Raw genomic sequence first — 24,290 nt, forward strand, 5'->3', positions numbered from 1 at the left:
CCGCCGCCTAGACAACTCATCCGGCGCGACACGACCGCTTGCAGTCAGCGGCGGCTGGGGCGCACGTGTCGAAAGTCGCTGATTCCGCCGTGACTCGTGACTCAGCTCGTGCGCCGCGGGCGTTCATCCGCCCGCGGGCATTGATGCGACCGAAAGCGGCCGATGACCAGCCTGGTCGGCAGCCGGCGGCGGATCAGGCGACTGGCCGGAAGGGGCTGTCGTCGGTCTGGCGCCAGCGGGTCGGCGGTACGCCGGCGTGCCGGCGGAAGGCCCTGCTGAACGCGGCCTCGGACCCGTATCCGAGGCGTACCGCCACCTCGCCCACCGTTGTCCGATCGGTCAGCAGCCGCTTGGCGTGCTCCATCCGGATCCGCGCGAGGTAGCGGGCCGGCGAGTCGCCCACCTCGTCCCGGAAGCGCTTCGCGAACGACGACCGCGAGGCCAGCGCGACCCGGGCGAGCGTCTCGACCGTCCACGGCGACCCGGGCGCGTCGTGGATGGCCTCCAGCGCGCGGGCGACGTCGCTCGCCCGGATCTGGGAGGTGAGCAACGGCAGGCTGCCGCAGCCGGACTCGACCCAGTTCCGGATGGCAGCCGCCGCGACCACGTTGGCGAGCTGGGCGATCACCGACCGGGACCCGGGCCGCTCGGCGCCGGCCTCGCCGGCCATGCCGTCGAGCAGGGCGGCGGCCACCGGCTCGCGCGCCCCGAAGCAGCAGGCGATCACCATGTCCGGCATCGCGACGACGACCTGAGCGGCCTCAGGCGAGACCGCGTCCATGTCGCCGGTGTGCACGACGGTCTCACCCCGCGCCACCAGCGCGTAGTCACCGCCGCGCGGCACCATCAGAAAGCCACCTGAGTCGAGCCGCGCCGCGCTCGCGCCCCGGACATCGAGCGCACCCCGCGCCACGAAATGGAACCGCATCCCGCCACCCCGCACGGGACGACGCTCACCGTCGGACAGGATCTCCTTGCGGAAGGCGCCCACCGACCACCGGAGCCGTTCCAACACGTCACTCAGATCATCGACAGCCTGCGGCACAGTCACCCCCGGTCCAGCACCCCGAACCCGAACCGCATTCCGCATCGTGGCGTTCGCCACGAGTCAGCCCGTGGTCGCCGACCGGCGCATTCAGGACGTCGACGGCCCGCGCCGCACGACAGCGGTCCCCCGAGCGGCGCATTCATCACGCCGACGGCCGCCCGCGCCCGACAGCGGTCCCCGCCTGGTGCGCGGGTGGGCCCGCCGCGGTGCCCGCGACGGACCGACACCGCTGCGCACGGCCCTCAACCCCGCCGGCGGGCGGCCCCACGCCCAGCGTTTGCCGGTGGCCGGCCCCGCGTCCGCGGTAGCGCGGTCCTGGCCGACCCAGCCGGCCCGCCGCCCCGCGGCGGCCGGCTGGGCGGGTCGCTCACACCGCCGGTTTGCTCGTGTAGACCGTGGGATCGCCCTGGATGAGCCAGATCTCGGGTGTGTTGATCGGTAGGAAGGACCGGTCGCCGCCCGGTTCGCGGGTCGTGGGGATCGAGTCGCCGTTTGGTAGGTGCATGATGAAGTTGACCGGTTTGGTGTCGTCGGCCAGCGGGATCGTGTAGTCGGCCCAGCCGTCGGTCACCCGCGAGCGGGGCCAGGGCTTGTCCCAGGCCACCTGGGCGAGGACCTCGGGCGCGACCGCGTCGCCCCACATGTGCAGGCCCCAGCCCGCCGCCGGCGGGTCGCCGTAGTCGTTGCCCGGCCGGTAGTAGTGGACCGTGGCCGAGGTCGCCGGTGGACCGGCCGCGCGGACCCGGCGTGTCTCCGACGTCGCGCCTGGGCCCGCCAGGCCGCCGGGTAGGAGCACCGCCCGGTATTCCACCGGCGTGTTGGCCGCCAAATTCAGTGGCGTCAGGTCGTCGAACACCGTGTAGGCGGGAGACGACGAGTCGGTGCCGACGCGGGTCCAGGCACCGCCGCCGACGCGGCGTTCGATCGCGACCACGTTCGTCGCCCGCTCCGGGTCGACGACCGCGCGCACCTCGACGGTCCCCCGTACCCCGCTGCCCTCGCCCGGGGCCTCGATGGTGACCAGCGGCGCCGGGACCGTCGCCGACCGGACGGCGGACTCCCTGGTGTGGCCGCGGTTGTCGAGCACCACGGCCCGATAGCGGACCGGAGTGCCCGCCCGCAGGTCGCTCACATCGTCGAACACCTGGTAGGGCGCGTTGTCGTCGGTGCCGACCGGGCGCCACTGCCCGCCGCCGACCGAGGCGTAGAAGGTGACCTCGTAGAACGACGAGCCGCTGACGTCCGCGGTGACCTGGAGGCGCCCCCGCGATCCGGGCGCCGGTGCCGGTTGCCCTACGGACACCGACGGGGCCGTCCGCGACCCGGCCACCTTGCCGGTCGCCTCGTAGACGACCGCCGACAGCGGCGGCACCGAAACCGTCAGCCGGCCGTCACCGCCCGACCGCAGCGTCCGCGGCCCTGAGCCGTAGACCAGCTTGAAGTTCTGTCGCCCCGACGCGTAGGTCGGGATCTCCGCCGTCTGCGCGCTCTCGCTGTTGTTGAGCGCCACCACGTATTCCCGCTGGTCGCGCCGATCGAGGCGGGAGAACGCGTAGATGCCCGGGCCGTCGCTGGCGTACCGGTGCTGCTGTGCGCCGTCGCGCAGCGCCGGGTGCCGCGCGGTCAGCGAGGCAAGCCCGCTGATCGACGCGTACAACGGATGGCTCGTGACGTAGTTGTCCTGCGCGTGTGTCGCGTCGGTGCCCAGCAGGTCGTCATCGAGGTAGTCCGGCACCTGGCTCGCGAACAGCGTCTGCCGCGCGTCCTGGTCGCCACCCGGCCCGGTGAATCCCTGCTCGTCGCCGTAGTAGATGACGGGGTTGCCGCGCGAGAGGTACATCAGCTCGTGGGCGAGCCGGTCGCGGGCCACCCACTCGGCGTCGGTCGCACCCGGGTTGTCACCGCGCACGAAGCCGCCGATGCGGCCCATGTCGTGGTTTCCGAGGAACGTCGGCAGCTGGTAGGCGTTGGAGTCGACGTCGGTGTACCAGTCGTCGCCGGCGAAGAACGTGCTCAGCGCCGCCGCGGGCTGCCCACGCGACGCGAAGTTGCGGGCCGCCTCCTGGAACGGGAAGTCGAGCACCGACTGCATCCGGTCGCGGGTGGTGAACTGCGAGGTGAAGCTCTTCGTCGTGTCGAAGACCTCGCCGAACATGAAGAACTCGCGCTTGCCCTGGCGGTGCGCGTATTCCAGGATCTCGGGGCCGAACTGCTGCCAGAACGCGTCGTCGACGTGCTTCATCGTGTCGATGCGGAAGCCGTCGACGCCGAAGTCGCGGATCCAGGTCTTGTAGATGTCGATCATCCCGCGGACGACCCGCGGATTCTCGGTGAAGAGGTCGTCGAGCCCGAAGAAGTCGCCGTAGTAGGAGTTCTCGCCGACGAACGTCGTGTCGCCACGGTTGTGGTAGAGCGTGACGTCGTTGAGCCAGGCCGGCACCTTGAGGTGCTGCTCGGCGGGGTCGAGCACCGGCTTGTAGGGGAACGAGGTCGCCGGGTCGAGCGCGGGGAAGGAGGGCTGGCCGGCGAAGTCACGGTCGTCGAAGGTCGCGCCGGAGGCCGTCCGGTAGGGCACCGCGTCCTTGCTGACGTAGCCGCGGCGCGCGCCCTCCTCGTACCCGATGACGTCCGCGGTGTGGTTCGTGATGATGTCGAAGTAGACCTTCATGCCCTTCGCGTGGGCGGTGTCGATCAGGGCACGCAGGTCGGCGTTGGTGCCGAGGTGGGGGTCGATCTGGGTGAAATCGGTGATCCAGTAGCCGTGGTAGCCCGCCGACGGCCCGTCCTCGAGCTGGACCGCCTTGTTCTTGAAGCTCGGCGTCAGCCAGATCGAGGTGGTGCCGAGGCCCTTGATGTAGTCGATCTTCGAGCGCAGGCCCTTGAGGTCGCCGCCGTTGTAGAAGCCCTTGCGGGTCGGGTCGAAGCCGGAGACCAGCGGGTCGGAGCCGAGGCCACCCTGGTCGTTGGCCGTGTCGCCGTTGGCGAACCGGTCGGCCATCACGAAGTAGAAGTTCTCGTCGGTCACCGACTCACGCAGCGAGTGACGGGCCGGCAGGTCGTCGTCGCGACCGCCGGCCACCGCTGGCGCGGCGGGTAGTGCGGCCACGAGCAGCAACGCGACGAACATGCCGAGCGCGCGCCGGACGGATCCAGGTATGGACATCTTCCCCCCTCGGACATCGACGGACGGGACGTTACCGAAGGGCTACGACATTGCAAGCGGGTGAATCAGATGGACAAATCAGCGGGTACGCGGGCGCAAACGTCCGCATCAGACAGCCGCCGAGGACGATTGCACGGAAACGGTGGGGTCTCCTTGACAGGATCGTTATCTGGACGCCTGTCGGCACGGGTCCAAACTTCGTCAGCGCAATATCGCCGCACTCTCTGGACATCGCCTGACCTGCGCATGCGAACATATGTTCGTGTCAGAAGGGACCATCCTCCACGCCGATCTCGACGCGTTCTACGCGTCGGTCGAGCAGCGCGACGACCCCAGGCTGCGGGGCCGTCCGGTGATCGTGGGCGGCGGCGTGGTGCTGGCGGCGAGCTATGAGGCAAAGGCCGCGGGGGTACGCACGGCGATGGGCGGCCGCGCGGCGCGGCGGCTGTGCCCGGACGCGATCGTGGTCGAGCCTCGGATGTCCGCCTACACGCGGGCGAGCAGAGCGGTGTTCGAGGTGTTCCGGCAGACCACGCCCGAGGTCGAGGGGTTGTCGATCGACGAGGCGTTTCTGGATGTGAGCGGCCTACGGCGGATCGCGGGACCGCCGTCGGAGATCGCGGCCGGCCTACGACGGGAGGTGCGCGAGCGGGTCGGCCTGCCGATCACGGTCGGCGTGGCGCGGACCAAGTTCCTGGCCAAGGTCGCGAGCGGTGTCGCCAAGCCCGACGGCCTCCTGGTCGTGCCGACCGAGAAGGAGTTGCAGTTCCTGCATCCGCTACCGGTCGAGCGACTATGGGGCGTCGGCCCGGTGACCGCGGCCAAGCTCCGGGACCGGCGGATCTTCACGGTCGGCCAGCTCGCGGGGCTCGGCGAGGCGACGCTGGTGTCGCTGTTGGGCCAGGGGGCGGGCCGCCATCTGGACGCCCTGGCGCACAATCGTGACCCGCGGTCGGTGCAGACGGGCCGGCGGCGCGGCTCGATGGGTGCCCAGCGCGCGCTGGGTCGCGGCCCGCGTACCCCGGCCGCGCTCGACGCCATGCTGGCCGGCCTGGTCGACCGGGTCGCCCGCCGGATGCGCGCGGCCGGGCGCACCGGCCGCACGATGGTGCTGCGCATGCGGTTCACCGACTTCACCCGGGCGACCCGTTCGCACACCCTTGCCCGCGCGACCTCGCACACCCAGACCCTCCTCGACGCGGCGCGCCGTCTCCTGGCGACGGCACTACCGATGATCGAAGAGCGCGGCATCACGCTGATCGGCATCTCGGTCGGCAACCTCGACGACCGCTACGTACAGCCCGCGCTCCCCTTCGCGGAACAGGACGGGGTCGCCCTCGACGCCGCCGTCGACGCGGTCCGCGACCGCTTCGGCTCAGCAGCGATCACCCGCGGCGTCCTGGTCGGCCACGGCCAGGGATTGGAGATGCCCATGCTCCCGGACTAACAGAAGGCCAGGCCCGAAGGCCGCTAGGGTGGCGCCCCACCGGCTTAGCGCGGACCGGCAGCGCGCCCGGCGCGGCCCGCGGCCCGCGTGGCGGGCACCACTAGTCGCAAATTGCCCCATTTATGGCGGGCCACAGCGCCAGCGGCGTAGCGTTCCGTAAGTGCCCGGTGACGACTTGGTGACCGTGCGGAGCGCGGCTGGCCGCGGCACCGACGGCCAGGACCCCCGTGATCAACCTGCGGACGACCACGGCCAGACCAGCGCCGACCACGCCCGCACGGACCAGAACGGCCACGACCAGAACGGCCATGACCAGCGCCGCCAAGAGCAGAGCGGCCAGGACCAGACCGGCCACGACCAAAGCCGCCACGGCCAGAACCGCCACGACCACCGCAGTGCCGTCGACGGGGTTGACGTCGCACCTGTGCCGCGCGCCATGCTCCGTGACGCTCTCAGCGCCAACGAGCTGGTCGTCGCCCCGGGCTGCTACGACGTCGTCGGCGCGAGGGTGCTCGAAGCCGCCGGGATCGAGGCCGCCTACCTCACACCCTTCGGCTTCCAGGCCGCCGATGCGCCCGCGCCGCATGCGCCCGATGACCCCTGGGAGCGGTACCTCGACCGGACCCGGGAGCTCGTCGACGCCGCCGGTCTTGCGATGATCGTCGACGGGCAGACCGGCCTGGAGGGCAACCGCTCCGCCGCCGAGCGCGCTGCCGACGCCTTCGAAGCCGGTGCCGCCGGGTTCGTGATCGAGGACCGTCTCGGGTTCGGCAAGGACCGGCCCCTGCGGACCATGGCCGAGATCGGTCGGGAGATCGCCACCGTCCGCCACGAAGTCGGGCGCGAGACCACCGTCATCGTGCGTACCGATGCGGTCCGCGACTCGGTCACCGACGCCCGTGACCGGGCCGAGTCCTATCTGGACGCCGGCGCCGACCTAGTCCTCCCGTTGATGACGCGCTACCTCAACTACCCCGACACACCGGCGGACCGCGAGCGGCGGATGTCCGCGTACCAGTTCATGCTCGAACGCGTCCCCGCCAACCGGATCGTCGTCCACTCCCCGACCGGCCGCCACCTGCCCGTCGACGAGGCCCGGCGGATCGGCTTCGGCATCTACCTCATGTCGCAGCTGCTCATCTCGTCCGCCGTGACCGGGATGACCCACGAGATTGCGGCCGTCCTCGCCGACGAACCCGGACCCATGCCGCTGCTGAACCCCGTCGACCTGGCGGCGCTGACCGGCGTCGACCGCTGGCTGGAAAACAGATGGTGATGCGAGTGACCGACGCGAAGACCTGGGCCCGGACCAACCTGTCCGGCTACATCCCGGTGATGTTCACGCCCTACACCGACACCGGCGAGATCGACGAGGCTGCGGTACGCGCGGACGTCGAGTACACGCTGAGCCTCCCCGGCGTCGGCGGCCTCTACGTCGGCTCCGTCTGGCAGGAGTTCTGGCTGCTCACCCTCCCCGAGCGCAAGCGCCTCGCCGAGATCGTCCTCGACGCCGTCGCGGGCCGTGTACCCGTCGCCGTCTCGGCCACCCACACCGCCCCCGACGACGCGGTCGACCTCGCCACCCACGCGGCCGAGGCGGGCGCCGGCATGATCATGCTCTGGCCGCCCTTCTTCGGCCCGCGCGGGCAGAGCGGCGTGCTCGCCTTCTTCGACTACGTCCTCGGCCGCGTCCCGGCGCCCTTCGGCGTCTACAACACGAGTCTGTCCGAGATCGGCTACGAGATGGGCCTGCCGCTCCTGCGCGAGCTCGCCAACCGCCCGCAGATCGCCCTGCTCCTCGACGGCGCCGTGCGGCTCGACGTCTTCCTCGAGACCCTCGCCGCCGTCGGCCGCGACGTCATGGTGACCAGCCCCGTCGAGGAGTACTTCCTCGTCGCCCGGATGCTCTACCCCGAGGTCGCCCCCGACGTGCTGATGGGCTCCAGCCGCGCGCTGTTCCTGCAGACCCCGCGACAGCCGTACCTGCACGAGTTCTTCGTCTCTGTCGAGAAAGGACAGTGGCACGACGCGCAGAAGCGACTGGGCTGGATCATGGCGTCCGGCGAGTTCGCCCACGGATCCGTGCTGCGCGAGGGCAAGACGCCGCTCGGCCTCATCAAAGCTTTACGACGCGCGTACGGGCAGTCCGGCGGCACGCCCCGCGTACCGATTCCCGCGCCGAGCGACGACGAGGTCGGCGACGCCGTCGCGAACCTCCGCGCCGCCGGCCTGGACCCGCTGTAACTCAGGACTCGTCGTACCGCGTCGGCGGAAACGGGTTGTCCGCGCTCAACGGCGTGGTCTCGCCCTCGTCCTCCTGCCGCGCGGCGACGCCCTCGATGTCCTCGACCAGCGCCGAGTCGCTCAGGTCGGTCGGCACGGGCTCGTCGGTGGCGGGCGGCACGTCGTCGGGGTCGTAGTCGATCGTCCCCGCCTCGACCCGCTCCTCCTCGGTGCGGCGGGCGAGCTCGTCGTCGTCGAGCCGCTGCGGCGCACCCCCGTGGAAACGCCGGTCCCGCTGGCCCTCGGCCGCCTCGGTGGTGAAGTCCTCTTCCCTAGCCATCCATCCAGTCTTACCCCGGACAGCTACGACGCGCCGCCGAAACGAAACAGGCCGTCAGGCGGCCAGCTCCGCATACCGCCCCGCCGAGGACACCAGCGACGAGTGCGTGCCCGACTCCAGGACCCGACCATGATCAACCACCACGATCTGGTCGGCGTCGCGGATCGTCGAGAGCCGATGCGCGATGGTCACCGTCGTACGCCCCCGCGCGAGCGCGTCGAAGGCCCGCTGCACCGCCCGTTCCGTCTCGGTGTCCAGCGCACTCGTCGCCTCGTCGAGAACCAGGATCTTCGGATCCCGCAACAACGTACGCGCGATCGCGATCCGTTGTTTCTCACCGCCCGAGAACCGGTGGCCGCGCGACCCGACGACCGTGTCATAGCCGTCGGGCAGGCCCGCGATCACGTCGTGGATCTGGGCCGCCCGCGCCGCGTTCTCCAGCTCGAGATCGGTGGCCCCCGGCTTCGCGTACCGCAGGTTCTCCCGGATCGTCGTATGCAGCAGATAGGTTTCCTGACTGACCACCCCGACGATCGAGGCGAGGTCCGCCAGCCGCAGCGACCGCACGTCGACGCCGTCGATGGTCACGCGCCCGGCCGTCGGGTCGTACAGCCGCGCGATCAGACCGGCCAGCGTGCTCTTCCCGGACCCGGTCTCGCCCACCAGCGCGAGCGAGGTCCCGGCGGGCACGTCAAGAGAAACCCCGGAAACGGCGGGCACGGCACTCCCCGGGTACGTGAAGGTGACGTCCTCCAGCCGCAGGTGCCCCGCGACGGGGTCGAGCGCCACAGGGGTGGCGGGATCGTCGACCTCGACCGGCAGGTCCAGGTACTCGAAGATGCGCCCGAACAGCGCCAGCGAGCTCGTCAGCGTGACACCCACGTTGAGCAGCCCCATCAACGGCCGGAAGAGCCCGGCCTGCAGCGCGGTGAAGGCGACCAGCGTACCGATGCTCAGCGCACCGGAGGTGAACGGCAGCCCCGCGCTCAGGTAGATCAGCGCCGGGATCGCGGCGAAGATGACGCTCATCGAGGCCATCCGCCACCGCCCGGCCAGCTCCGACCGCAGCTCCAGGTCGATCAGCCGGCGGGACGACGCGGTGAACCGGTCGACCAGCGCGGAGCCGGTCGAGAGCGTCTTGGAGAGCTGGGCGCCGCTGACCGACAGCCCTTCCTCGATCGTGACGTTGAGATCGGCGAGCTCGCGCTGCTTCTGCTCGGTGATCACTCGCCGCATGTTGGCGACCCGGCGGGTCAGCCAGATCGCCGGCGGCAGCACGACCAGCGAGACGAGCGAGAGTTGCCAGGACAAGGCGACCATCGCGGCCATCGTGGCGATGGTGGTGGTGAGGTTCGAGGCGATCGAGGTGGCGGTCGTGGTTACCACGGCTTCCATGCCACCGATGTCGTTTGTGATGCGGGACTGCACCTCGCCGGTCCGGGTCCGCGTGAAGAAGCCGACGGACTGGCGGTGCAGGTGGCTGAAGACGCTCGTACGCAGCCGGTGCATGACCTTCTGCCCCACCGCCGTGGAGATCCACGTCTGCACGACGCCGAGGGCGGAGGTGGCCGCGGCCACGCCGATCATGCCGATGACCAGCCAGACGAGCAGCCGCAGGTCCTGTCGCGGCAGGGCCTGGTCGATCACGGCACGAAGCAGGAACGGCGACGCCATCGCGATGATCGACGACGCCACGATGATCAGGGTCACGACGGCCAGGGGCCGGCGGTACGGCGTGAAGAGCCGCCCGATCCGGCGCAACGACACCTGGCGCGCCTGGGTCTTCTCGGCCTCGCTGACGCGGCGGCCGTACTCACGTGAAGGCAAGATCCGGTGGTCCTCCTGGGCTCGGAATATGCTGAGGTTACCTCAACATGAGGTTACAACCAGATCGGTTGGTACGGTATTCCGCGTGGACCACGTGGACGAAGGCGAAAGCCTCTCCGAGGCGTTCTGGGGGGTGGCCCGCCGCCTACGACACCTGAACCGCCAGACGATGGCGCCGTGGGAGGTGACCCCGGCCCAGTGGCGGGCGGTCAACGTCCTGGTCGACCACGGCCCGCTGCGCCTGGGCGACCTGGCGGAGAAGCTGCACATCGCGCCGCGCTCGACCACGGAGGTGGTCGACGACCTGGAACGCCGCACGCTGGTCGAACGCCACCCGGACCCCGCCGACCGCCGCGCGACCCTGGTGGCCCTGACCCCGCTGGGCGCCGACACCGCGACGGCGATCCGCACGGCTCGCACGGCGGAGTCGGAACGGTTCTTCGGGTCGCTCTCCCCCACGGACCGCGACCACCTGGGCCGCATCCTCCACAACCTGGCCCACGACTGACGGGGCCGATCCCCGCACAACCTCGCCCACGAACGAATGGGCCCCGCTCGCACGACCTCGCCGATGACCGACCGGGCGGGCCGTAGTCGTCGGGCTCCGTTCTCGTTGCCCCCGCCAGTGACACAGCCCACTTCGCGCAAGGCATCCTAGGATGATAAATTCGCTCCAGGCAAGGGGTTCAGCGCCGTCTCCTGTTGGGCCACCCACGCCGCGCACAGTGCACTGTCGGCCGGTTCGGCTCGCGGTATCCGCGGTCACCGCGTCCTCAGTGCATCGTGGTGACGTCGGCGGCAGCCCAGGTCTTCTTGCCCACGACTCACCTGCCCGGCCTCGTCGGGCTCGGGCTCCGTCCTCATTGCGGCCTCCAGTGACAGGGCCCGCTTCGCGTAAGGCGTCCTAGGATGCAAGCCCTTGACGGGAGGCCCGGTCGGGCCAGCGGCGGTCGCTGCCCCGTCGGATCAAGGCGACCATCATCAAGACGCGCGGAGCGGTCGCTCCCGCCAACACCCGCTCCGGACAGGCGTTGGTCCCCGAATCGGCGGCGTGCCAGCGCTGACCGGCCGGGGCGAGGCGGCCGAAGACGGGACACCGCGTCCGCATCTGTCCACGATAGAGTGCCGCGCATGGTAGCGCTCCCAAGGCGGGTCGCAGGGCTGCTGTGTTGTGCCGTGCTGACGGTCGGATTCGCAAGCGCGTGTGGTGGCGACGACCTTCCACCCCGTCCACCGTCCACTGCCGACGAAGCTCCCGAGCCCGCCGAGCGGTGCGGGTCCGCCCCGGCCGACGACGTCGCCAAGGTCGTGCTGACCACGTCCGACGGCGTCGAGCTCGCCGCCGCCCGGTTCGGTGGCGGGCCGCGGGGGCTCGTGCTGGTGCATCAGCTCGGCAGCGATCTCTGCGGTTGGTTCCCGCACGCCCGGCGTTGGGCCGGTGAGGGCTACCACGTCCTGGCCTTCGACCAGCGTTGTGACGGCCTCAGTGAGTGCGGCGGCCCCGAACCCGCGACGGACGTCACCGCCGCGGTCGCCGAGCTACGCCGGGCGGGGGCCACCACCGTGCAGCTCGTCGGCGCGTCGCGGGGTGCGGCCATCGCCCTCGTCGCGGCCGGGCACTCCGAGACCGAGGCCGACGCCGTCGTGTCCCTCTCCGCCCACGACCCCCGCTTCGTAGCGGCCGCCACCGCGCCGGCCACACCCGCCGACGCCGCCCCGGCGATCAAGATCCCGGTCTTGTTCGCCTGCGCCACGGAAGACCGCTCAGCCTTCTGCGGCGACCGTGACCAGGACTTCCTCGCGTCCGTGGCGGCGACCGACAAGAAGCTGGTGGAGCTCGACGACAGCAGCCTGCACGGCTGGGACATGCTCGGCGCCATCGAGTCCGATGTGGACACCTTCCTCGCGGCCCACGCCGGCTGACAGGGCTCAGCCGGTGGCCGTCAGGACCCGGTGGAGGAGCGCGTTGAGCTGGGTGGCCTCCGCCGGCGTCAGGCCCAGGGCGGCCGGCTCGTTCATCGCCGCGATGATCGGCCAGGCGCGGCCGAGCAGCTCGCCGCCCGCCGGGGTCAGGCTGACCGAGAGCGGCTGACCCCGCCGGGGTGCCGGGTGGGTGACCAGGCCGTCCGCCACCAGGCCGCGGAGGAGGGCGCCCATGCTCTGCGGTGTCACCCGCACCTGGCGGGCCAGCTCCGCCGACGACATGCCCGGGTTGCGGCTCAGCGTCGCCAGGATTCCGAACAGGTGCGGCTTCAGCCCCACCCGCGCGAGTTCCGCGGTGAAGACCCGGCTGAGCGCGTGGCTGGTCCGGACGACGGTCCACGGCACGACGGCGTCCTCGTCCAACGCGATGTCGAATTCCGGGTCCATGTTTCGTAGCCTATGATCTCGGCTACCTATAAGGCTCCTTATACCCCGACCCCCGGGAGCGGCGATGTGGACCGAGTGGATCCTGCGGCACCGGCGGCTCGTCATGCTCGGCTGGCTGGTGCTCGCCGTGCTCGGCGGTGCCCTCGCGCCGCGGGCGATCGACCGGCTCAGCTATGACTTCAGCTTCCCGGGGCAGCCCGCCTACGAGGCCAACCAGCAGATCAGGGAGACCTTCGGCGGTGGCGGCGACGTCGACCCGCTGGTCGTGACGGTCACCCTGCCACAGGGCAGGACCTTCGACGACCCGGGTGTACGCGACGAGTTGCGCGAAGCCTTCACCGCCCTCGGGCGGCCGGGGTGGCGCACGGCCACGCCGTTCAACGTCGCCGACCCCGCCCCCTTCATGTCCGGCGGCACCGCGTTCGCGCTGGTCTACCCCCCTATCACACCCGGACCCGGCCCGTACGCCGCCGCGCTCCCCCAGCTCGACCAGGCGCTCGCCGGCGCCACGGTCGGTGGCGCGCCGCTGCTGCTCACCGGCGTCGAGCCGCTCAACGAGAGCGGCGGCGGCTCCGACCGGCCGATCATCGTCGAGATCGCCCTCGGCGCCGGCGGTGCGCTGGTCGTGCTCGCCCTCGCGTTCGGGTCGCTGCTCGCCCTCGTACCCCTGCTGCTCGCCGCCGTCGCCATCACCACCACGTTCCTGCTGGTGCTGGCCCTGACGGCGGGCCTGGACGTGTCGTTCATCGTCCAGTACCTGGTCGGGCTCATCGGCCTCGGCGTCGCCATCGACTACGCCCTGCTGATCATCATGTGCTGGCGCGAGGAACGCGCGGCGGGCGCCGACAACGAGCAGGCGGTACGCACGGCGATGGCCACCGCCGGCCGCGCCGTCGTGTTCAGCGGCGTCACGGTCGCCATCTCGCTGCTGGCCCTGATCGTGCTTCCGCTGCCGTTCCTGCGCAGCGTCGGCCTCGGCGGCCTGCTCATCCCGCTCGTCAGCGTGCTCGTCGCGGTGACGCTGCTGCCCGCCCTGCTGGTCTCGGCCGGGACGCGCCTGGAGTGGCCCCGCCGCCGCGTGCCGAAGACCGAGAGCCGCGCCTGGCTGCGGATCGGCCGCCTCGTCGTCCGCCACCGTTGGGTGTCCGCCGCGCTCGCCACCGCGGCGCTGGTCCTGCTCGCCCTGCCGGTCTTCGGCATCCGGCTCGGGTCGCCGGAGCTGGCCGCGATCGCCGGCGGCGACAGCCCGGCGGCGGTCGGCTACCGCAACCTGGCGGACGCCGGCCTGGCGAGCGTGCTCCGGCCCGTCGAGCTCGTCAGCACCGACCCGGCGGGCGCCGCGCAGCTCGACCAGATCGACGGCGTAAAGGCCGTGGTCACCCCGACCGGCCCGGGCTGGACGGCCGGTGACGGGACGCTGCTGCCGATCCTGCTGGACACGGACCCGGCCACCCCGCAGGGCGCGGACACCGTGGAGAGCATCGTGCGGGCCGACAAGGGCGAGGTCGGCGGTACGGCGGCGCAGGACGCCGACGCGGTCGAGGCCATCTACGGCGACAGCTGGTGGGTGCTCGCCCTGGTCGTCGTGGTCACGTTCGCCCTGCTGGCCCGCGCCCTGCGGTCGATCTGGCTGCCGATCAAGGCATTGCTGCTCAACGTCGTCTCGATCGCCGCCGCGTACGGCCTGACGGTGTTGATCTGGCAGGACGGCCGCGGCAGCGAGGCGCTGTTCGGCACGGAGTCCAGCGGCTCGATCACGGTGTGGGTCCCGATCGCGGCGTTCTCGTTCCTCTTCGGACTGTCGATGGACTACGAGGTCTTCATCCTGTCCCGGATCCGCGAGGGCCACGACGCGGGCCTGTCGACGGACGAGGCGACCATCCACGGCATCGCGTACACGGGCCGGCTGGTCACCTCGGCCGCCCTGATCCTGGTGCTGGCCTTCATCGCCCTCTCGACGGTCCCGGTGGTCGACGTCAAAATCTTCGCGACGACGCTGGCACTGGGCATCGCCCTGGACGCGACCATCGTCCGCGGCGTCCTCACGCCGGCCCTCGTCGCCGCCTTCGGCCGTGTCAACTGGTGGTGGCCCTCCCGATCCTGAGAACGCGTGGGGCGCCTGCCTTGTCAACCGCCCGCCGGGCTTAGGCGCCGCCGCGCCCACGACGGAGGTGGCAGCGGAGCGGTCCCTCGCGGGAGGAACGGTCCGGACCACCGCGGACCCGAGTCATGCGCCTGTTCTATTGATCTTCGCGATCGCACCCGCGGCCTTGTCGCGTTCCCACGGCTTGCGGCGTGGGTTCCCGGCGATCCGCGTCAGCGCCGCGCTTCGCGAAAATCCGGACCGCCCGCCGCGGCCAGGACCCGGGCGACCTCCTCCGGACCGTCCACAGCGGACGACCGTACTAGACCTCGTCCAGGTCCGCCGACGTGACGAGGGAGGCCAGCAGGCGCAGGCGTTCCGCGGAGGGCGACCCGGCCGCGGCGCCGTTGAAGATGATGCGTTGGCCCGGGTCGTCGGGCAGGCGCAGGCTCTCCTCGTTGAGGATCAGGCGGCCGACCAGCGGGTGGTCCCACTCCCGCACGCCGTGCAGGCACTCCGCCACCGGGTGCATGGCCCAGATCCGGGCGAACTCCGCGCTGCGGATGCTCAGGTCGCCGACCAGCTCCGCCAGCAGCGGGTCCTCGGGTGCGTCGCTGGAGGCGTTGCGCAGGTACGCCACCGTGTTGTGGGCCTCCCGCTCCCAGTCGACGATCAGGTCGCGCATGGCCGGTTCGAGGAACATCCGGCGGGCCATGTTCGGGCGCTCGTCCGGGTCCAGGCCCAGCAGCGCGAACCCGAGCCTGTTGCCGCCCAGCAGGTCGGAGCGCCGGCCCACGACGATCACCGCCTGGTCGACGGTGCTGTCGGCCACCGCGAGCACCGAGTCGCGGACGGTCTCCGGGCCAAGGGCCCGGCGCGGTACGGCGGCCGGGCGGGCCAGCCGCACCAGGTGCAGCCGCTCGGCCTCGTCGAGGCGCAGCGCGGCCGCGATCGCGTCCAGCACCGAGTCGGACATCTGATGGCTCTCGCCCTGCTCGATCCGCGTGTAGTAGTTCACACTCACGCCCGCGAGCTGGGCCACCTCCTCGCGGCGCAGGCCGGGCACGCGGCGCGCCGTACCAAATGTCCGGATTCCGGTCGAAGCCGGCGTCAGGGCCGCCCTGCGGGACCTCAGGAAGTCGCCGAGTTCGCTGCTCATGGTGCCGATCATCCCTTCGCGGACCGGGGCGCTGCCGTCCCCTGCCGTGGGTACCCAGCGCAGGGCGTGGTCGCCGCCGCTACCCCGGTGCAACCTCGTCCCGTGAGCAAATATTCGTTGGGCCTCGACACCTTCGGCGACGTCCTCTCCGACAACGACGGCAAACCGGTCAGCCACGCCGAAACCATCCGCGGCCTGGTGGAGCACGCCGTGCTCGCCGACAAGGTGGGCCTCGACTTCTTCGGCATCGGCGAGCACCACACCTTCGACATGCCGCTCTCCGCGCCCGACCTCGTCATGGCCGCCATCGCCGCGAGCACCAGCCGGATCCGGGTCGGCTCGGCGGTGACCGTGCTCAGCTCCGACGACCCGGTGCGGGTCTACCAGCGGTACGCGACCCTGCACGCGCTCTCCCGCGGCCGCGCCGAGGTGATCCTGGGCCGCGGTTCGAGCACCGAGTCCTTCCCGCTTTTCGGGTACGACCTGGCGGACTACGAGGAGCTGTTCGAGGAGAAGGTCGACCTGTTCGCCCGCCTCCTCGAGGAGAAGCCGGTCACCTGGTCGGGCCGGCTGCGCCCCGCGCTCGTCGACGCCGACGTCGTGCCGCACACCGAAGGTGGGCCGATCCCGACCTGGATCGGCGTCGGCGGCAGCCCGAAATCGGTGATCCGGACGGCCACGTACAACCTGTCGTTGATGCTGGCCATCATCGGCGGGCCGATCGAGCGCTTCAAGCCGTTCGCCGACCTGTTCCGCGAGGCGGAGCGGCGGCTCGACAAGCCGGCCAAGTCGATCGGCATCCACTCGCCGGGGCACATCGCGGACACCGACGAGGAGGCGTACGCGCAGCTCGTCCCGCACTACCTCGAGGTGCTGACCCGGGTCGGCCGGCAGCGCGGCTGGCGTGCGCCGACGGCCGACCAGCTCCGGCACGAGATCGCCACGGGCGCGTGGCACGTGGGCAGCCCGGAGACGGTGGCGCGCAAGATCGCGGCGTCGATGAAGACCCTGGGCGCGGTCCGCTTCGACCTCAAGTACGGCCTGGCGGGCGTGCCGCACGACGCGGTGATGCGCAACATCGAGCTGTACGGGACGAAGGTCGCGCCGATGGTCCGGGAGCTGCTCGGGGAGTGACCGGCGGGGCGGCGCGTTCTCGGGTCGTCGGGCACAATCCGTGGCGTGACCGCCAACGAGTCGTCCTTCGACGAGACCGTCGTCGACGACCCGGCGGCCCGGGTCCTCTACTGGGTGCTGTTCCCGGTGCTGGGTGCCGGGCTCGGCTGGGTCGTCCAGTGGATCGCGGGCTGGGTGGCCGGCCTGCCGGTGGCGCCGATGAAGGGCGTCTTCCGGGCGATCGACGAGGCCCCCGACCCGCAGGCGGCGCTGGTCGCGCTCGGCGCCGGCTTCCTGCTCGGCCTGGTGGTCACGTTCCTGGCGATCGCCGACATGCTGGTGGTCCGGGTCGGCTCGGGCGAGGTCACGCTGACGCGGGGTGGCAACAAGGCCAAGGAACGCCGGATGTCCCGGGGCGACATCACCGGCGTCTTCTTCGACCGCAAGGAGCTCGTGGTGCTCGGCCGCGAGTCGCGCGAGCTGGCCCGCGAGAAGACCGATCTGTCCAAGAAGGACGTCGAGGCCGCGTTCACCGCCAAGGGCTACCCGTGGCTGGCCGCCGGCGACCCGCACCGCGACGAGTTCCGGATGTGGACGCGGCTCGACGACGACCTGCCCGGCGTCGCCCACGGCCTGCTGATCGACCGGGCGACGGCGATCGAGAAGGGTCGCGGTGAGGAGGCCGCCGAGCTGCGCGAGCAGCTGCTCAAGCTCGGCGTCGTGGTGCGCGACGAGAAGAAGAAGCAGTACTGGCGGCGCGACCGCCGGGAGCTGGCGTGATCCGGATCGCCATGTGGTCGGGGCCGCGCAACGTCTCGACCGCGCTGATGCGCAGCTTCGGCGCGCGGTCCGACTGCGGGGTCGTCGACGAGCCGCTCTACGCGTTCTATCTTGCGGTGACCGGGCTCGACCATCCCGGGCGTTGCGACGTGCTGGCGAGCCAGCCCACCCACTGGGCGTCGGCGGTGGCGGGGTTGCGGAGGTCGTCGCGGCCGGTCCAGTACGAGAAGCACATGGCGCACCACCTGCTGCCCGAGGTCGGTCGCGCGTGGCTGGGCGAGGTGGTCAACGCCTACCTGATCCGCGACCCGGCGCACGTGGTCACCTCGTACGCCAAGGTCCGGGGCGCGCCCACGCTCGAGGACCTGGGCTACCCGCAGCAGGTCGAGATCTTCCGCGCCCACGGCGGGCCGGTGCTCGACTCGGCCTCGTTGCTCCGCGACCCCGCCGGGCAGCTGCGCAAGCTCTGCGCGGAGCTGGGCATCCCGTTCGAGGAGGCGATGCTCCGCTGGCCGGCCGGGCCGAGGTCGACCGACGGGGTGTGGGCGCCGCACTGGTACGGCGCCGTCGAGCAGTCGACCGGGTTCGCGCCCTATCGCGACGAGCCCGCCGCCGTGCCGGACCACCTGCTGGACCTGGTGGAGGCGGCGCGGCCCTACTACGAGGAGCTGGCCGCCCACCGGCTCTAGAGCACCGGGGTGCCGTGCGTGCGCGCGTACTCCTGGTAGATCGCGGACAGCTTCGCCGTGATCGGGCCGACCTCTCCCGACCCGATCGTGCGGCCGTCGATCGTGGTGACCGCGGCCAGCTCGCCCATGGTGCCGGTGCAGAAGACCTCGTCGGCCGTGTACATCTCGACGAGCGAGACGTCGCGGGCCGTGGCCGGGACGCCGGCGTCGGGCGCGAGCCGCAGGACGGTGTCGCGGGTGATCCCTTCCGGGCAGGCGACGGTACGCGGGGTGACCAGCGCGCCGTCGACCACCGCGAACAGGTGGGTGGCGTTGGTCTCCGCGACGAAGCCGCGCGGGTCGAGCATGAGCGCGTCGTCGGCGCCGGCCACGTTGGCCTCGATCTTGGCGAGGATCGAGTTGAGGAGGTTGGCGTGATGGATCTTCGGGTCGAGCACGTCGGCGCCGGGGCGGCGGACGCTGGCGGTGACGAGCGTCAGGCCCGTCGTGTCGTACACCGGGGGCTTGTGCTCGGCCAGCACGATCAAGGTGCTGCCGGCGGTGTTGAGGCGGGGGTCCATGCCGCTGGTGACCTTGACGCCGCGGGTCAGGGTGAGACGGACGTGTACGCCGTCGCGCATGTCGTTGGCCCTGAGCGTGGCCGTGACGGCGGCGGCAATGTCCGAATCGGACGGAATATCGGCAAAATTCAGGGCGATGGCTGATCTGCGGAGCCGGTCCAGGTGCTCGTGGAGTGCGTAGATCCGTCCGTCGTAGAGCCGCAGCCCTTCCCAGACCGCGTCGCCGCCCTGCACGACGGAGTCGAACGGCGACAGCCCGGGCTCGTCCCGATGCCTGAGCACCCCGTTGACCCAATAGCTGATGTCGGCGTTCCTCGGGTCGAACCTCTGCAGCATCCACCCAGCAGATCACGGCCATCCACACGACTAGCGCGCAGGGCCGCCACGGGGGCAGAGTGTCCTGCGTGTCGCTGCCCTCCCCGCTCGCCACCGCCCTGCGCCAGGCCCAGGCGCTCCGCGACGCCGGCGACCTGACCACGGCCCGCGTCGTGCTGGAGGACGCGATCGACGCGGCCCGCCCGCTGCTCGGCGAGGACCATCCGGAGCTGCTGGGCGGCCAACACGCCCTGGCCACGCTGCACCGCGAGGCCGACGACCCGGCCGCGGCCCGCCGGGTGCTGGAGTCGGCACTCGCGGCGGGCGAGTTGCACCTGGGCGACGCGCACCCAGTGATGCTGGCGCTCTCCTTCGACCTGGGCACGGTCGCCGAGGAGCTGGGCAACCGCCATGAGGCCCGCCGGAACTTCACGCGCGTCGCGACCCACGGCCCGACCACTTTCGGTGAAGACCATCACACGGTACGCACGGCGGTGGCCTACCTGTCCTCCGCGGGCGGCGAGCTACCACCGCTCCCGCCGCTGCAGCCGGAGGTCGCGCCTCCCCCACCCCCGGGCGCCGTGTTGCCGCCCTACCGCCAGGTTGGTGGTGGGACGCCACCGCCGGGCGCCGTGCCGCCGCCCCACCACCAGCCTGGCGTGACGTCGCCCGCGCTACCGGGCCCTCCGCAAGTTGGCGCGGCACGGTTCCCGCCGGAGGTGTCGGCGCTGTTCACGCCGCCCGGCACGGACCGGGACCCGCGATTCGCGCAGCCGACGAGCCCGACGGGTGCGGCCGGGCCGCAGGGCGCGCCCGGGCCGCAGGGTGCCGCCGGACCGCAGGCCGCCGCCGGACCGCAGGCTGCCGCCGGACCGCAGGGTGCCGCCGGGCCGCAGGGTCCGGCGTCGGTCGTGCCGGTGCAGAGCTCGCCGTCCGCCGGCGGTGGGCCAGTCGGGCCGCCGGCGACCTGGCCGCCTTCGTCGGGGGCCGGGTCTCCCGGAAGCGGCGGGGACTCGCCTGCGGTGCATCGGTCGGCGCCGGGCAGGCAGGACGCCGGCGGGGCTCCGCTCGGGGGTGGGGCTCAGGTGGCTCCGGGGGTGTTCGCCCCGCCGTGGAGCGGCGCGGACGCGGCTCGGGCCGCGATCGACGCGCCGACGCAGGCGCTGCCGATGCAAAGTGTTCCGCAATCCGGCGGGTCGAGCACCCACGGTCGACCGCAGAGCCTGGCCGACTGGTCTCCCGCCACACCCGGACCCGCGACGGCGGGGCAGCCCGGCGGCGCGGTCGGCGGCTCGCCCGCCTCACCTGGTCAGGCCGGCAACGTCCCACACAGGAACTCCGGAACCGACGAGGCAGGCAACGGCCGACCCGGGGATGCCGCACCAGGCCATGTGGGAAGCGGCTGGCCGGCGACCGCAACACCAGGGCAAGCCGGCAACGGCTGGCCCGACAACGCCGCACCAGAGCGGGCCGACTACGGCTGGCCGGGCAATTCTTCACCAAGGCAAGCCGGCAATGGCTGGCCCGGGGATAGCGTTCCTGGTCAGCCGTCCAACGCGGCCGTCTGGGGTGGGGCGACCGGGCCGGCGGCGCAAACAGCTGGCTGGGGTGGGCCGGCGCCGGGCGGCCAGGTGGCGTCGGGGCAGGAGGTGGCGGCTGCGCGCGGGGCCGCGCCTCGGGCGTTCGGGGGGCGGCCCGACGTTGTCGCCTCTCCTGCGACGGCGGTCGAGGTGGCGCCCGTATCCCTGCATGGTCCGATGGCTGCCGCCGCGGAGCGTGAGCGGGCGCGGGGCCGCAGTGCGACGGTGGCCGCGTTCGTCGCCGCCGCGGCGGCTGTCGTGGCCGCGTTGCTCGTCGTCTTCGTGGTCCTGCGGCGGGAGACCGAGCCACCCCGGGTCGGCGCGGTCCCCGAGATCAGCGCGGGCGCCGCGGTGCCGAGCGGGCCTGCCCTGGGCGGCGAACCCCCGACCGACCTGGCCGTTCGCGAGGACGGCGACGCCCTCCTGCTCACCTGGCGCGACCCGACCGCCGGCACGGTGCCGTTCATCGTCGCGGCGGGGCGCGCGGGTACGCAGCTTCGCGCGATGGCCACCGTGGAACCCGGCGTGACCCGGTTCCTCGCGAATGGACTGAGCGGTCAGGCCGACTACTGCTTCACGGTGGTGGCGGTCTACTCATCGGACAGGTACGCGGCGTCGGGACAGGTGTGTACCACCCGCGCGACGAAGCCGCCCGCGTAATCCACAACACACGGTCGCGCGCGTGACTGTGGCGACCTGCGGTAACCCGAAGCTGACTCGGAGTTGTCCACAGGGCACCTGCGCACTGTCCACAGCCGACCACAACGGGTGCCCACCGAGATTGACAGCCCCATATGATGGCCCCTGGCTTCGGGGAGGACGCCAGGCGACCTGGGTCGCCACACACGGGTGGGGAGGGGCAGCCGGCTGTGGCCACCACAGACAACGGCACCACGACGGGCGGCGACGGCGCCGCGCAGGATCTCGGCAAGGCGCTCGACGCCGCGCTGGGCAAGCCGCGGCGGCGCATCCCGCGCGGTGGCCTGGTCACCGGCGGCGTGGTGCTCGCGCTGGTCGCGGCGATGGGCTTCACGGTCCTCGGCCTGGGGGTGGCCGACAACGCGGTGGCCAACTACGACGCCAGCTCCTGGCTGTGGAGCCGGGCCAAGAGCGAGGTGGCGCGGGTCAACGGCCTGACGGGCCGGGTCGACACGCGGGTCGAGGTGGCCCAGTCCCGCAACCACGCGATGCAGGTGAGCCAGACCGACCGCTTCCTGATCCTCCGCGACCTCACCACAGGCCAGATCAGCTCGCTCGACCTCGCCACGCTCCAGGTCATGGCGACCACCCGCACCACCTCCGGCCTGGGCGTCAGCGTCGCCCTGCGCGACGACGCGGCCTTCGTGGTCGACGCGCCGCAGGGCATCGTCCGCCAGCTCGACCCCCGCTCGCTGGTGCCGATCGGCGAGCCGGTCCGCTACCCGCCGGGCATCTCGGGCGGCACCTTCGACGGCACCGGGCGACTCTGGGTCGCGGTGCCGAGCGAGGGCACAGTCTCCGCGGTCACCCCGGCGCCGCTGCCGAGCGCGCCGGCCGACCCGCTACCCACCGGCGCGGCGCTGGTCGGCGTGTCCGACCCCGGCTCCGGCGGTGCGGGCGGCGGGGTCAGCCCGACGCTGGTCAAGACCGTGACCGTGGCCGACCCGAGCCACGACCTCGCGGTGACGACCCTCGACGACGGCGTGGCCGTGCTCGACCGCACGACCGGCGCCCTGACCACCGTGCGCGGCGACCGCGAGCACCAGGTCATGCTCCAGCTGCCCGGCATCGGCGCGGTCCCGCCGCGCACCAACGGCGACCGGGTCCCGGTCACCGTCGCCGACGAGCGGCGGGTCGTGGTGGTCGGCGAGGGCGGTCCGTCGACCCAGTTCGAGGTGCCGGGCGCGGGCGCGCAGCTGCGGCCCGCGGTCGCCTGGGCGGGCCGCTTCTACTGCGCCGACGAGCGCACCGGCACCGTGCACGTCTTCGACGAGCGCGGCCAGCTCGTCGAGACGATCGAGGTGAAGGGCGCCAACGGGCCGCTCGAGCTCGAGGTCCGCGAGAACTACCTGTTCGTCAACGCGCCCAACTCCTCGACGGCCCGGGTGGTCGACGAGAAGCACCAGGTGCGGGTGGTTGACAAGTACGCCGACGACGTGCTCGGCGGCGACCCGCCCAAGGACCCGCCGCTGCCTCCGCCGCCCAAGAAGGACGTGGTCAGCAAGCCCGGCGCGCCGCGCTCGGTGACCGCGACCGCGGGCGACAAGCTGGCCCGGGTGAGCTGGCGGGCGGCCGACGCCAACGGCTCGGCGATCACGAAGTACGTCGTCGAGGGCGGGCCGCGGCCCGTCGAGGTGGGCGCGCGGCAGCGGTCGATCGAGATCACCGGGCTGACCAACGGCGAGACCTACCGATTCACCGTACGCGCGGTCAACGGCAAGGGCGCCGGGCCGACCAAGCGCAGCAACCCGGTGATGCCCACCGCCGACGTGCCCGACCCGCCGGCGAGCGTGACCGCGCAGGCCCGGCCCGACGGCACCGTGCGGGTCACCTGGCCCGCGGCCAACGGGCAGGGCAACCGGATCGCGAAGTACGCGGTGACGGCGGCGACCGCCGGTGCCACCTCGCCGGCCGGCGAGACCAACAAGACCGAGCTGATCGTGCCGGCGGGCGAGCTCGACTACGGCACGCAATACGCGTTCACCGTTGTCGCTGTCAGCGACAAGGGCGCCGCGTCGACGCCGTCGCCGGCGAGCGACACGGTGGTCCCGTTCACGGTGCCCGGCCAGCCTGTCGACGTCGCCGCCGTCGCGCCCAACGAGCCGGGCACCATCACGGTGACCTGGGGCGTGCCGGCCGACAACGGGCGGCCGATCACCGAATACCTGGTGACGGTCAACGGCCGGACGCTGCGTACGCCCGGCACCACCCAGAAGATCACCGGGCTCCCCGAGGGCCGGGCGGCGACCGCGACGGTCCGGGCGGTCAACGAGGCCGGCGAGGGTCCGGCGGCGACCGCCACCGCGACGACCATCGCCAAGCCCGCGCTGACCCTCGGCGCCGCGCGGGTCACCTCGACCACGGTGACCGTGCCGGTCACGGTCGACGACAACGGCAGCGCGGCGCAGTGCCAGGTCACGCTCTCGTACGCGGGCCGTTCCGTGCCGAGCGGCTGGCGCGCCTGCGGCAACATCCCGGTCGCCGCGTGGCGGGCCGGCACCGCCTATTCCTATGTGGTCTCCGCGCGCAACAACGCGGGCCAGGTCGACCTGCCGGCCCGCACCGCCACCACGACGGCGGTCAACGGCGAGGTCACCTGCAACAACGACGGCCAGAGCAGCTACTGCAGCGGTGGCATCGGCATCTACACCAACACGCGCCAGGTCGCGAGCGAGGCGGTCGGCGACACTCCCGACGGCACGCGCTACGCCGCGTGGTGCAAGCGCACCGGCACCAACATCCGGGCCGTGCAGTACAACAACGACAAGGCCAGCACGTGGTGGGTGCAGATCACGTTCCGGGGCGGCGCCAACTACATCCCGTTCGCCTGGCTCAACCTCGACAACGGCGACAACATCAACGGCCTGCCGACGTGCGTGTGAGGACCCGGTGAC

General features: G+C 72.1%; 18 protein-coding genes. 11 read left to right on the top strand and 7 right to left on the bottom strand.

Annotated elements, in window-relative coordinates; genetic code table 11:
* Positions 1-193: 193 nt before the first annotated feature.
* Together Asi02nite_RS41880 and Asi02nite_RS29045 are read right to left on the bottom strand one after the other, a co-directional pair.
* Positions 194-1,090 (bottom strand): AraC family transcriptional regulator, encoded by an 897-nt coding sequence (locus Asi02nite_RS41880; RefSeq protein ID WP_275410401.1) that lies wholly within the window; start codon positions 1,088-1,090, stop codon positions 194-196.
* 325 nt (positions 1,091-1,415) lie between these two features.
* Positions 1,416-4,211, bottom strand: coding sequence for an alpha-amylase family glycosyl hydrolase (locus Asi02nite_RS29045; RefSeq protein ID WP_203717177.1), 2,796 nt, complete (start codon positions 4,209-4,211; stop codon positions 1,416-1,418).
* 256 nt (positions 4,212-4,467) lie between these two features.
* Here Asi02nite_RS29045 and dinB point away from each other — a divergent pair, with 256 nt between their 5' ends.
* The 3 genes from dinB to Asi02nite_RS29060 all read left to right on the top strand — a co-directional run bounded on the left by dinB (position 4,468) and on the right by Asi02nite_RS29060 (position 7,902).
* Positions 4,468-5,658, top strand: a complete 1,191-nt coding sequence (gene dinB, locus Asi02nite_RS29050) for a DNA polymerase IV (RefSeq protein ID WP_203717178.1) — start codon at positions 4,468-4,470, stop codon at positions 5,656-5,658.
* A 160-nt stretch (positions 5,659-5,818) separates the two neighbouring features.
* On the top strand, positions 5,819-6,934 hold the full coding sequence (locus Asi02nite_RS29055) for an isocitrate lyase/phosphoenolpyruvate mutase family protein (protein ID WP_203717179.1): 1,116 nt from the start codon (positions 5,819-5,821) through the stop codon (positions 6,932-6,934).
* 5 nt (positions 6,935-6,939) lie between these two features.
* Complete coding sequence (locus tag Asi02nite_RS29060) at positions 6,940-7,902, top strand: dihydrodipicolinate synthase family protein (protein ID WP_203717180.1); 963 nt, start codon at positions 6,940-6,942, stop codon at positions 7,900-7,902.
* A gap of 1 nt (position 7,903) precedes the next feature.
* On the opposite strand, the gene Asi02nite_RS29065 is transcribed toward Asi02nite_RS29060, so the two are convergent.
* On the bottom strand, positions 7,904-8,221 hold the full coding sequence (locus Asi02nite_RS29065; protein ID WP_203717181.1) for a hypothetical protein: 318 nt from the start codon (positions 8,219-8,221) through the stop codon (positions 7,904-7,906).
* 54 nt (positions 8,222-8,275) lie between these two features.
* A complete protein-coding gene (locus Asi02nite_RS29070; RefSeq protein ID WP_275410402.1) occupies positions 8,276-10,048 on the bottom strand; it encodes an ABC transporter ATP-binding protein in 1,773 nt (590 codons plus the stop codon).
* 85 nt (positions 10,049-10,133) lie between these two features.
* On the opposite strand from Asi02nite_RS29070, the gene Asi02nite_RS29075 reads away from it, so the two are divergent.
* Together Asi02nite_RS29075 and Asi02nite_RS29080 are read left to right on the top strand one after the other, a co-directional pair.
* The gene (locus Asi02nite_RS29075; protein WP_373312345.1) at positions 10,134-10,556 is read left to right on the top strand and encodes a MarR family winged helix-turn-helix transcriptional regulator; all 423 of its coding nucleotides are present in this window, start codon (positions 10,134-10,136) and stop codon (positions 10,554-10,556) included.
* Between the two features lie 623 nt (positions 10,557-11,179).
* Positions 11,180-11,971, top strand: coding sequence for an alpha/beta hydrolase (locus Asi02nite_RS29080; RefSeq protein ID WP_203717183.1), 792 nt, complete (start codon positions 11,180-11,182; stop codon positions 11,969-11,971).
* A gap of 6 nt (positions 11,972-11,977) precedes the next feature.
* On the opposite strand, the gene Asi02nite_RS29085 is transcribed toward Asi02nite_RS29080, so the two are convergent.
* Positions 11,978-12,418 carry a MarR family winged helix-turn-helix transcriptional regulator gene (locus tag Asi02nite_RS29085; protein WP_203717184.1) on the bottom strand — a complete coding sequence of 147 codons (441 nt, stop codon included), beginning with the start codon at positions 12,416-12,418 and terminating at the stop codon, positions 11,978-11,980.
* A gap of 64 nt (positions 12,419-12,482) precedes the next feature.
* On the opposite strand from Asi02nite_RS29085, the gene Asi02nite_RS29090 reads away from it, so the two are divergent.
* Entirely contained in the window at positions 12,483-14,522 is a 2,040-nt protein-coding gene (locus Asi02nite_RS29090; RefSeq protein ID WP_203717185.1) for an MMPL family transporter, read from the top strand.
* 301 nt (positions 14,523-14,823) lie between these two features.
* On the opposite strand, the gene Asi02nite_RS29095 is transcribed toward Asi02nite_RS29090, so the two are convergent.
* On the bottom strand, positions 14,824-15,660 hold the full coding sequence (locus Asi02nite_RS29095) for a helix-turn-helix transcriptional regulator (protein WP_203717186.1): 837 nt from the start codon (positions 15,658-15,660) through the stop codon (positions 14,824-14,826).
* A gap of 102 nt (positions 15,661-15,762) precedes the next feature.
* Here Asi02nite_RS29095 and Asi02nite_RS29100 point away from each other — a divergent pair, with 102 nt between their 5' ends.
* From Asi02nite_RS29100 to Asi02nite_RS29110, 3 genes are read left to right on the top strand one after another with little or no spacing between them, the layout of a single operon-like run.
* Positions 15,763-16,794 (top strand): LLM class flavin-dependent oxidoreductase, encoded by a 1,032-nt coding sequence (locus Asi02nite_RS29100; RefSeq protein WP_203717187.1) that lies wholly within the window; start codon positions 15,763-15,765, stop codon positions 16,792-16,794.
* 45 nt (positions 16,795-16,839) lie between these two features.
* Positions 16,840-17,553 carry a YqeB family protein gene (locus Asi02nite_RS29105; RefSeq protein WP_203717188.1) on the top strand — a complete coding sequence of 238 codons (714 nt, stop codon included), beginning with the start codon at positions 16,840-16,842 and terminating at the stop codon, positions 17,551-17,553.
* Positions 17,550-18,242 carry a sulfotransferase-like domain-containing protein gene (locus Asi02nite_RS29110; RefSeq protein ID WP_239127202.1) on the top strand — a complete coding sequence of 231 codons (693 nt, stop codon included), beginning with the start codon at positions 17,550-17,552 and terminating at the stop codon, positions 18,240-18,242. Before Asi02nite_RS29105 ends, Asi02nite_RS29110 begins: the two co-directional genes overlap by 4 nt.
* Here Asi02nite_RS29110 and Asi02nite_RS29115 read toward each other — a convergent pair.
* A complete protein-coding gene (locus tag Asi02nite_RS29115) occupies positions 18,239-19,138 on the bottom strand; it encodes an aminotransferase class IV (RefSeq protein WP_203717189.1) in 900 nt (299 codons plus the stop codon). The two genes, Asi02nite_RS29110 and Asi02nite_RS29115, sit on opposite strands and share 4 nt — an antisense overlap.
* A 68-nt stretch (positions 19,139-19,206) precedes the next feature.
* Between Asi02nite_RS29115 and Asi02nite_RS41885 the strand changes: the two genes are divergently transcribed.
* Together Asi02nite_RS41885 and Asi02nite_RS29125 are read left to right on the top strand one after the other, a co-directional pair.
* The gene (locus Asi02nite_RS41885) at positions 19,207-21,357 is read left to right on the top strand and encodes a tetratricopeptide repeat protein (RefSeq protein ID WP_239127204.1); all 2,151 of its coding nucleotides are present in this window, start codon (positions 19,207-19,209) and stop codon (positions 21,355-21,357) included.
* 287 nt (positions 21,358-21,644) lie between these two features.
* Complete coding sequence (locus tag Asi02nite_RS29125) at positions 21,645-24,278, top strand: fibronectin type III domain-containing protein (RefSeq protein ID WP_239127208.1); 2,634 nt, start codon at positions 21,645-21,647, stop codon at positions 24,276-24,278.
* Positions 24,279-24,290 lie beyond the last annotated feature (12 nt).

Origin of the sequence: Asanoa siamensis, from assembly GCF_016862555.1 — a bacterium.
GTDB classification, from domain to species: Bacteria; Actinomycetota; Actinomycetes; order Mycobacteriales; family Micromonosporaceae; genus Asanoa; species Asanoa siamensis.

Bases quoted from the DNA above. Each gene is read 5' to 3' on its own strand.
- Asi02nite_RS29065 (WP_203717181.1), bottom strand. From the start codon at position 8,221: ATGGCTAGGGAAGAGGACTTCACCACCGAGGCGGCCGAGGGCCAGCGG.
- Asi02nite_RS41880 (WP_275410401.1), bottom strand. From the start codon at position 1,090: ATGCGGAATGCGGTTCGGGTTCGGGGTGCTGGACCGGGGGTGACTGTG.
- Asi02nite_RS29115 (WP_203717189.1), bottom strand. From the start codon at position 19,138: ATGCTGCAGAGGTTCGACCCGAGGAACGCCGACATCAGCTATTGGGTC.
- Asi02nite_RS29080 (WP_203717183.1), top strand. From the start codon at position 11,180: ATGGTAGCGCTCCCAAGGCGGGTCGCAGGGCTGCTGTGTTGTGCCGTG.
- Asi02nite_RS29085 (WP_203717184.1), bottom strand. From the start codon at position 12,418: ATGGACCCGGAATTCGACATCGCGTTGGACGAGGACGCCGTCGTGCCG.
- dinB (WP_203717178.1), top strand. From the start codon at position 4,468: ATGTTCGTGTCAGAAGGGACCATCCTCCACGCCGATCTCGACGCGTTC.
- Asi02nite_RS29090 (WP_203717185.1), top strand. From the start codon at position 12,483: ATGTGGACCGAGTGGATCCTGCGGCACCGGCGGCTCGTCATGCTCGGC.
- Asi02nite_RS29095 (WP_203717186.1), bottom strand. From the start codon at position 15,660: ATGAGCAGCGAACTCGGCGACTTCCTGAGGTCCCGCAGGGCGGCCCTG.
- Asi02nite_RS29045 (WP_203717177.1), bottom strand. From the start codon at position 4,211: ATGTCCATACCTGGATCCGTCCGGCGCGCGCTCGGCATGTTCGTCGCG.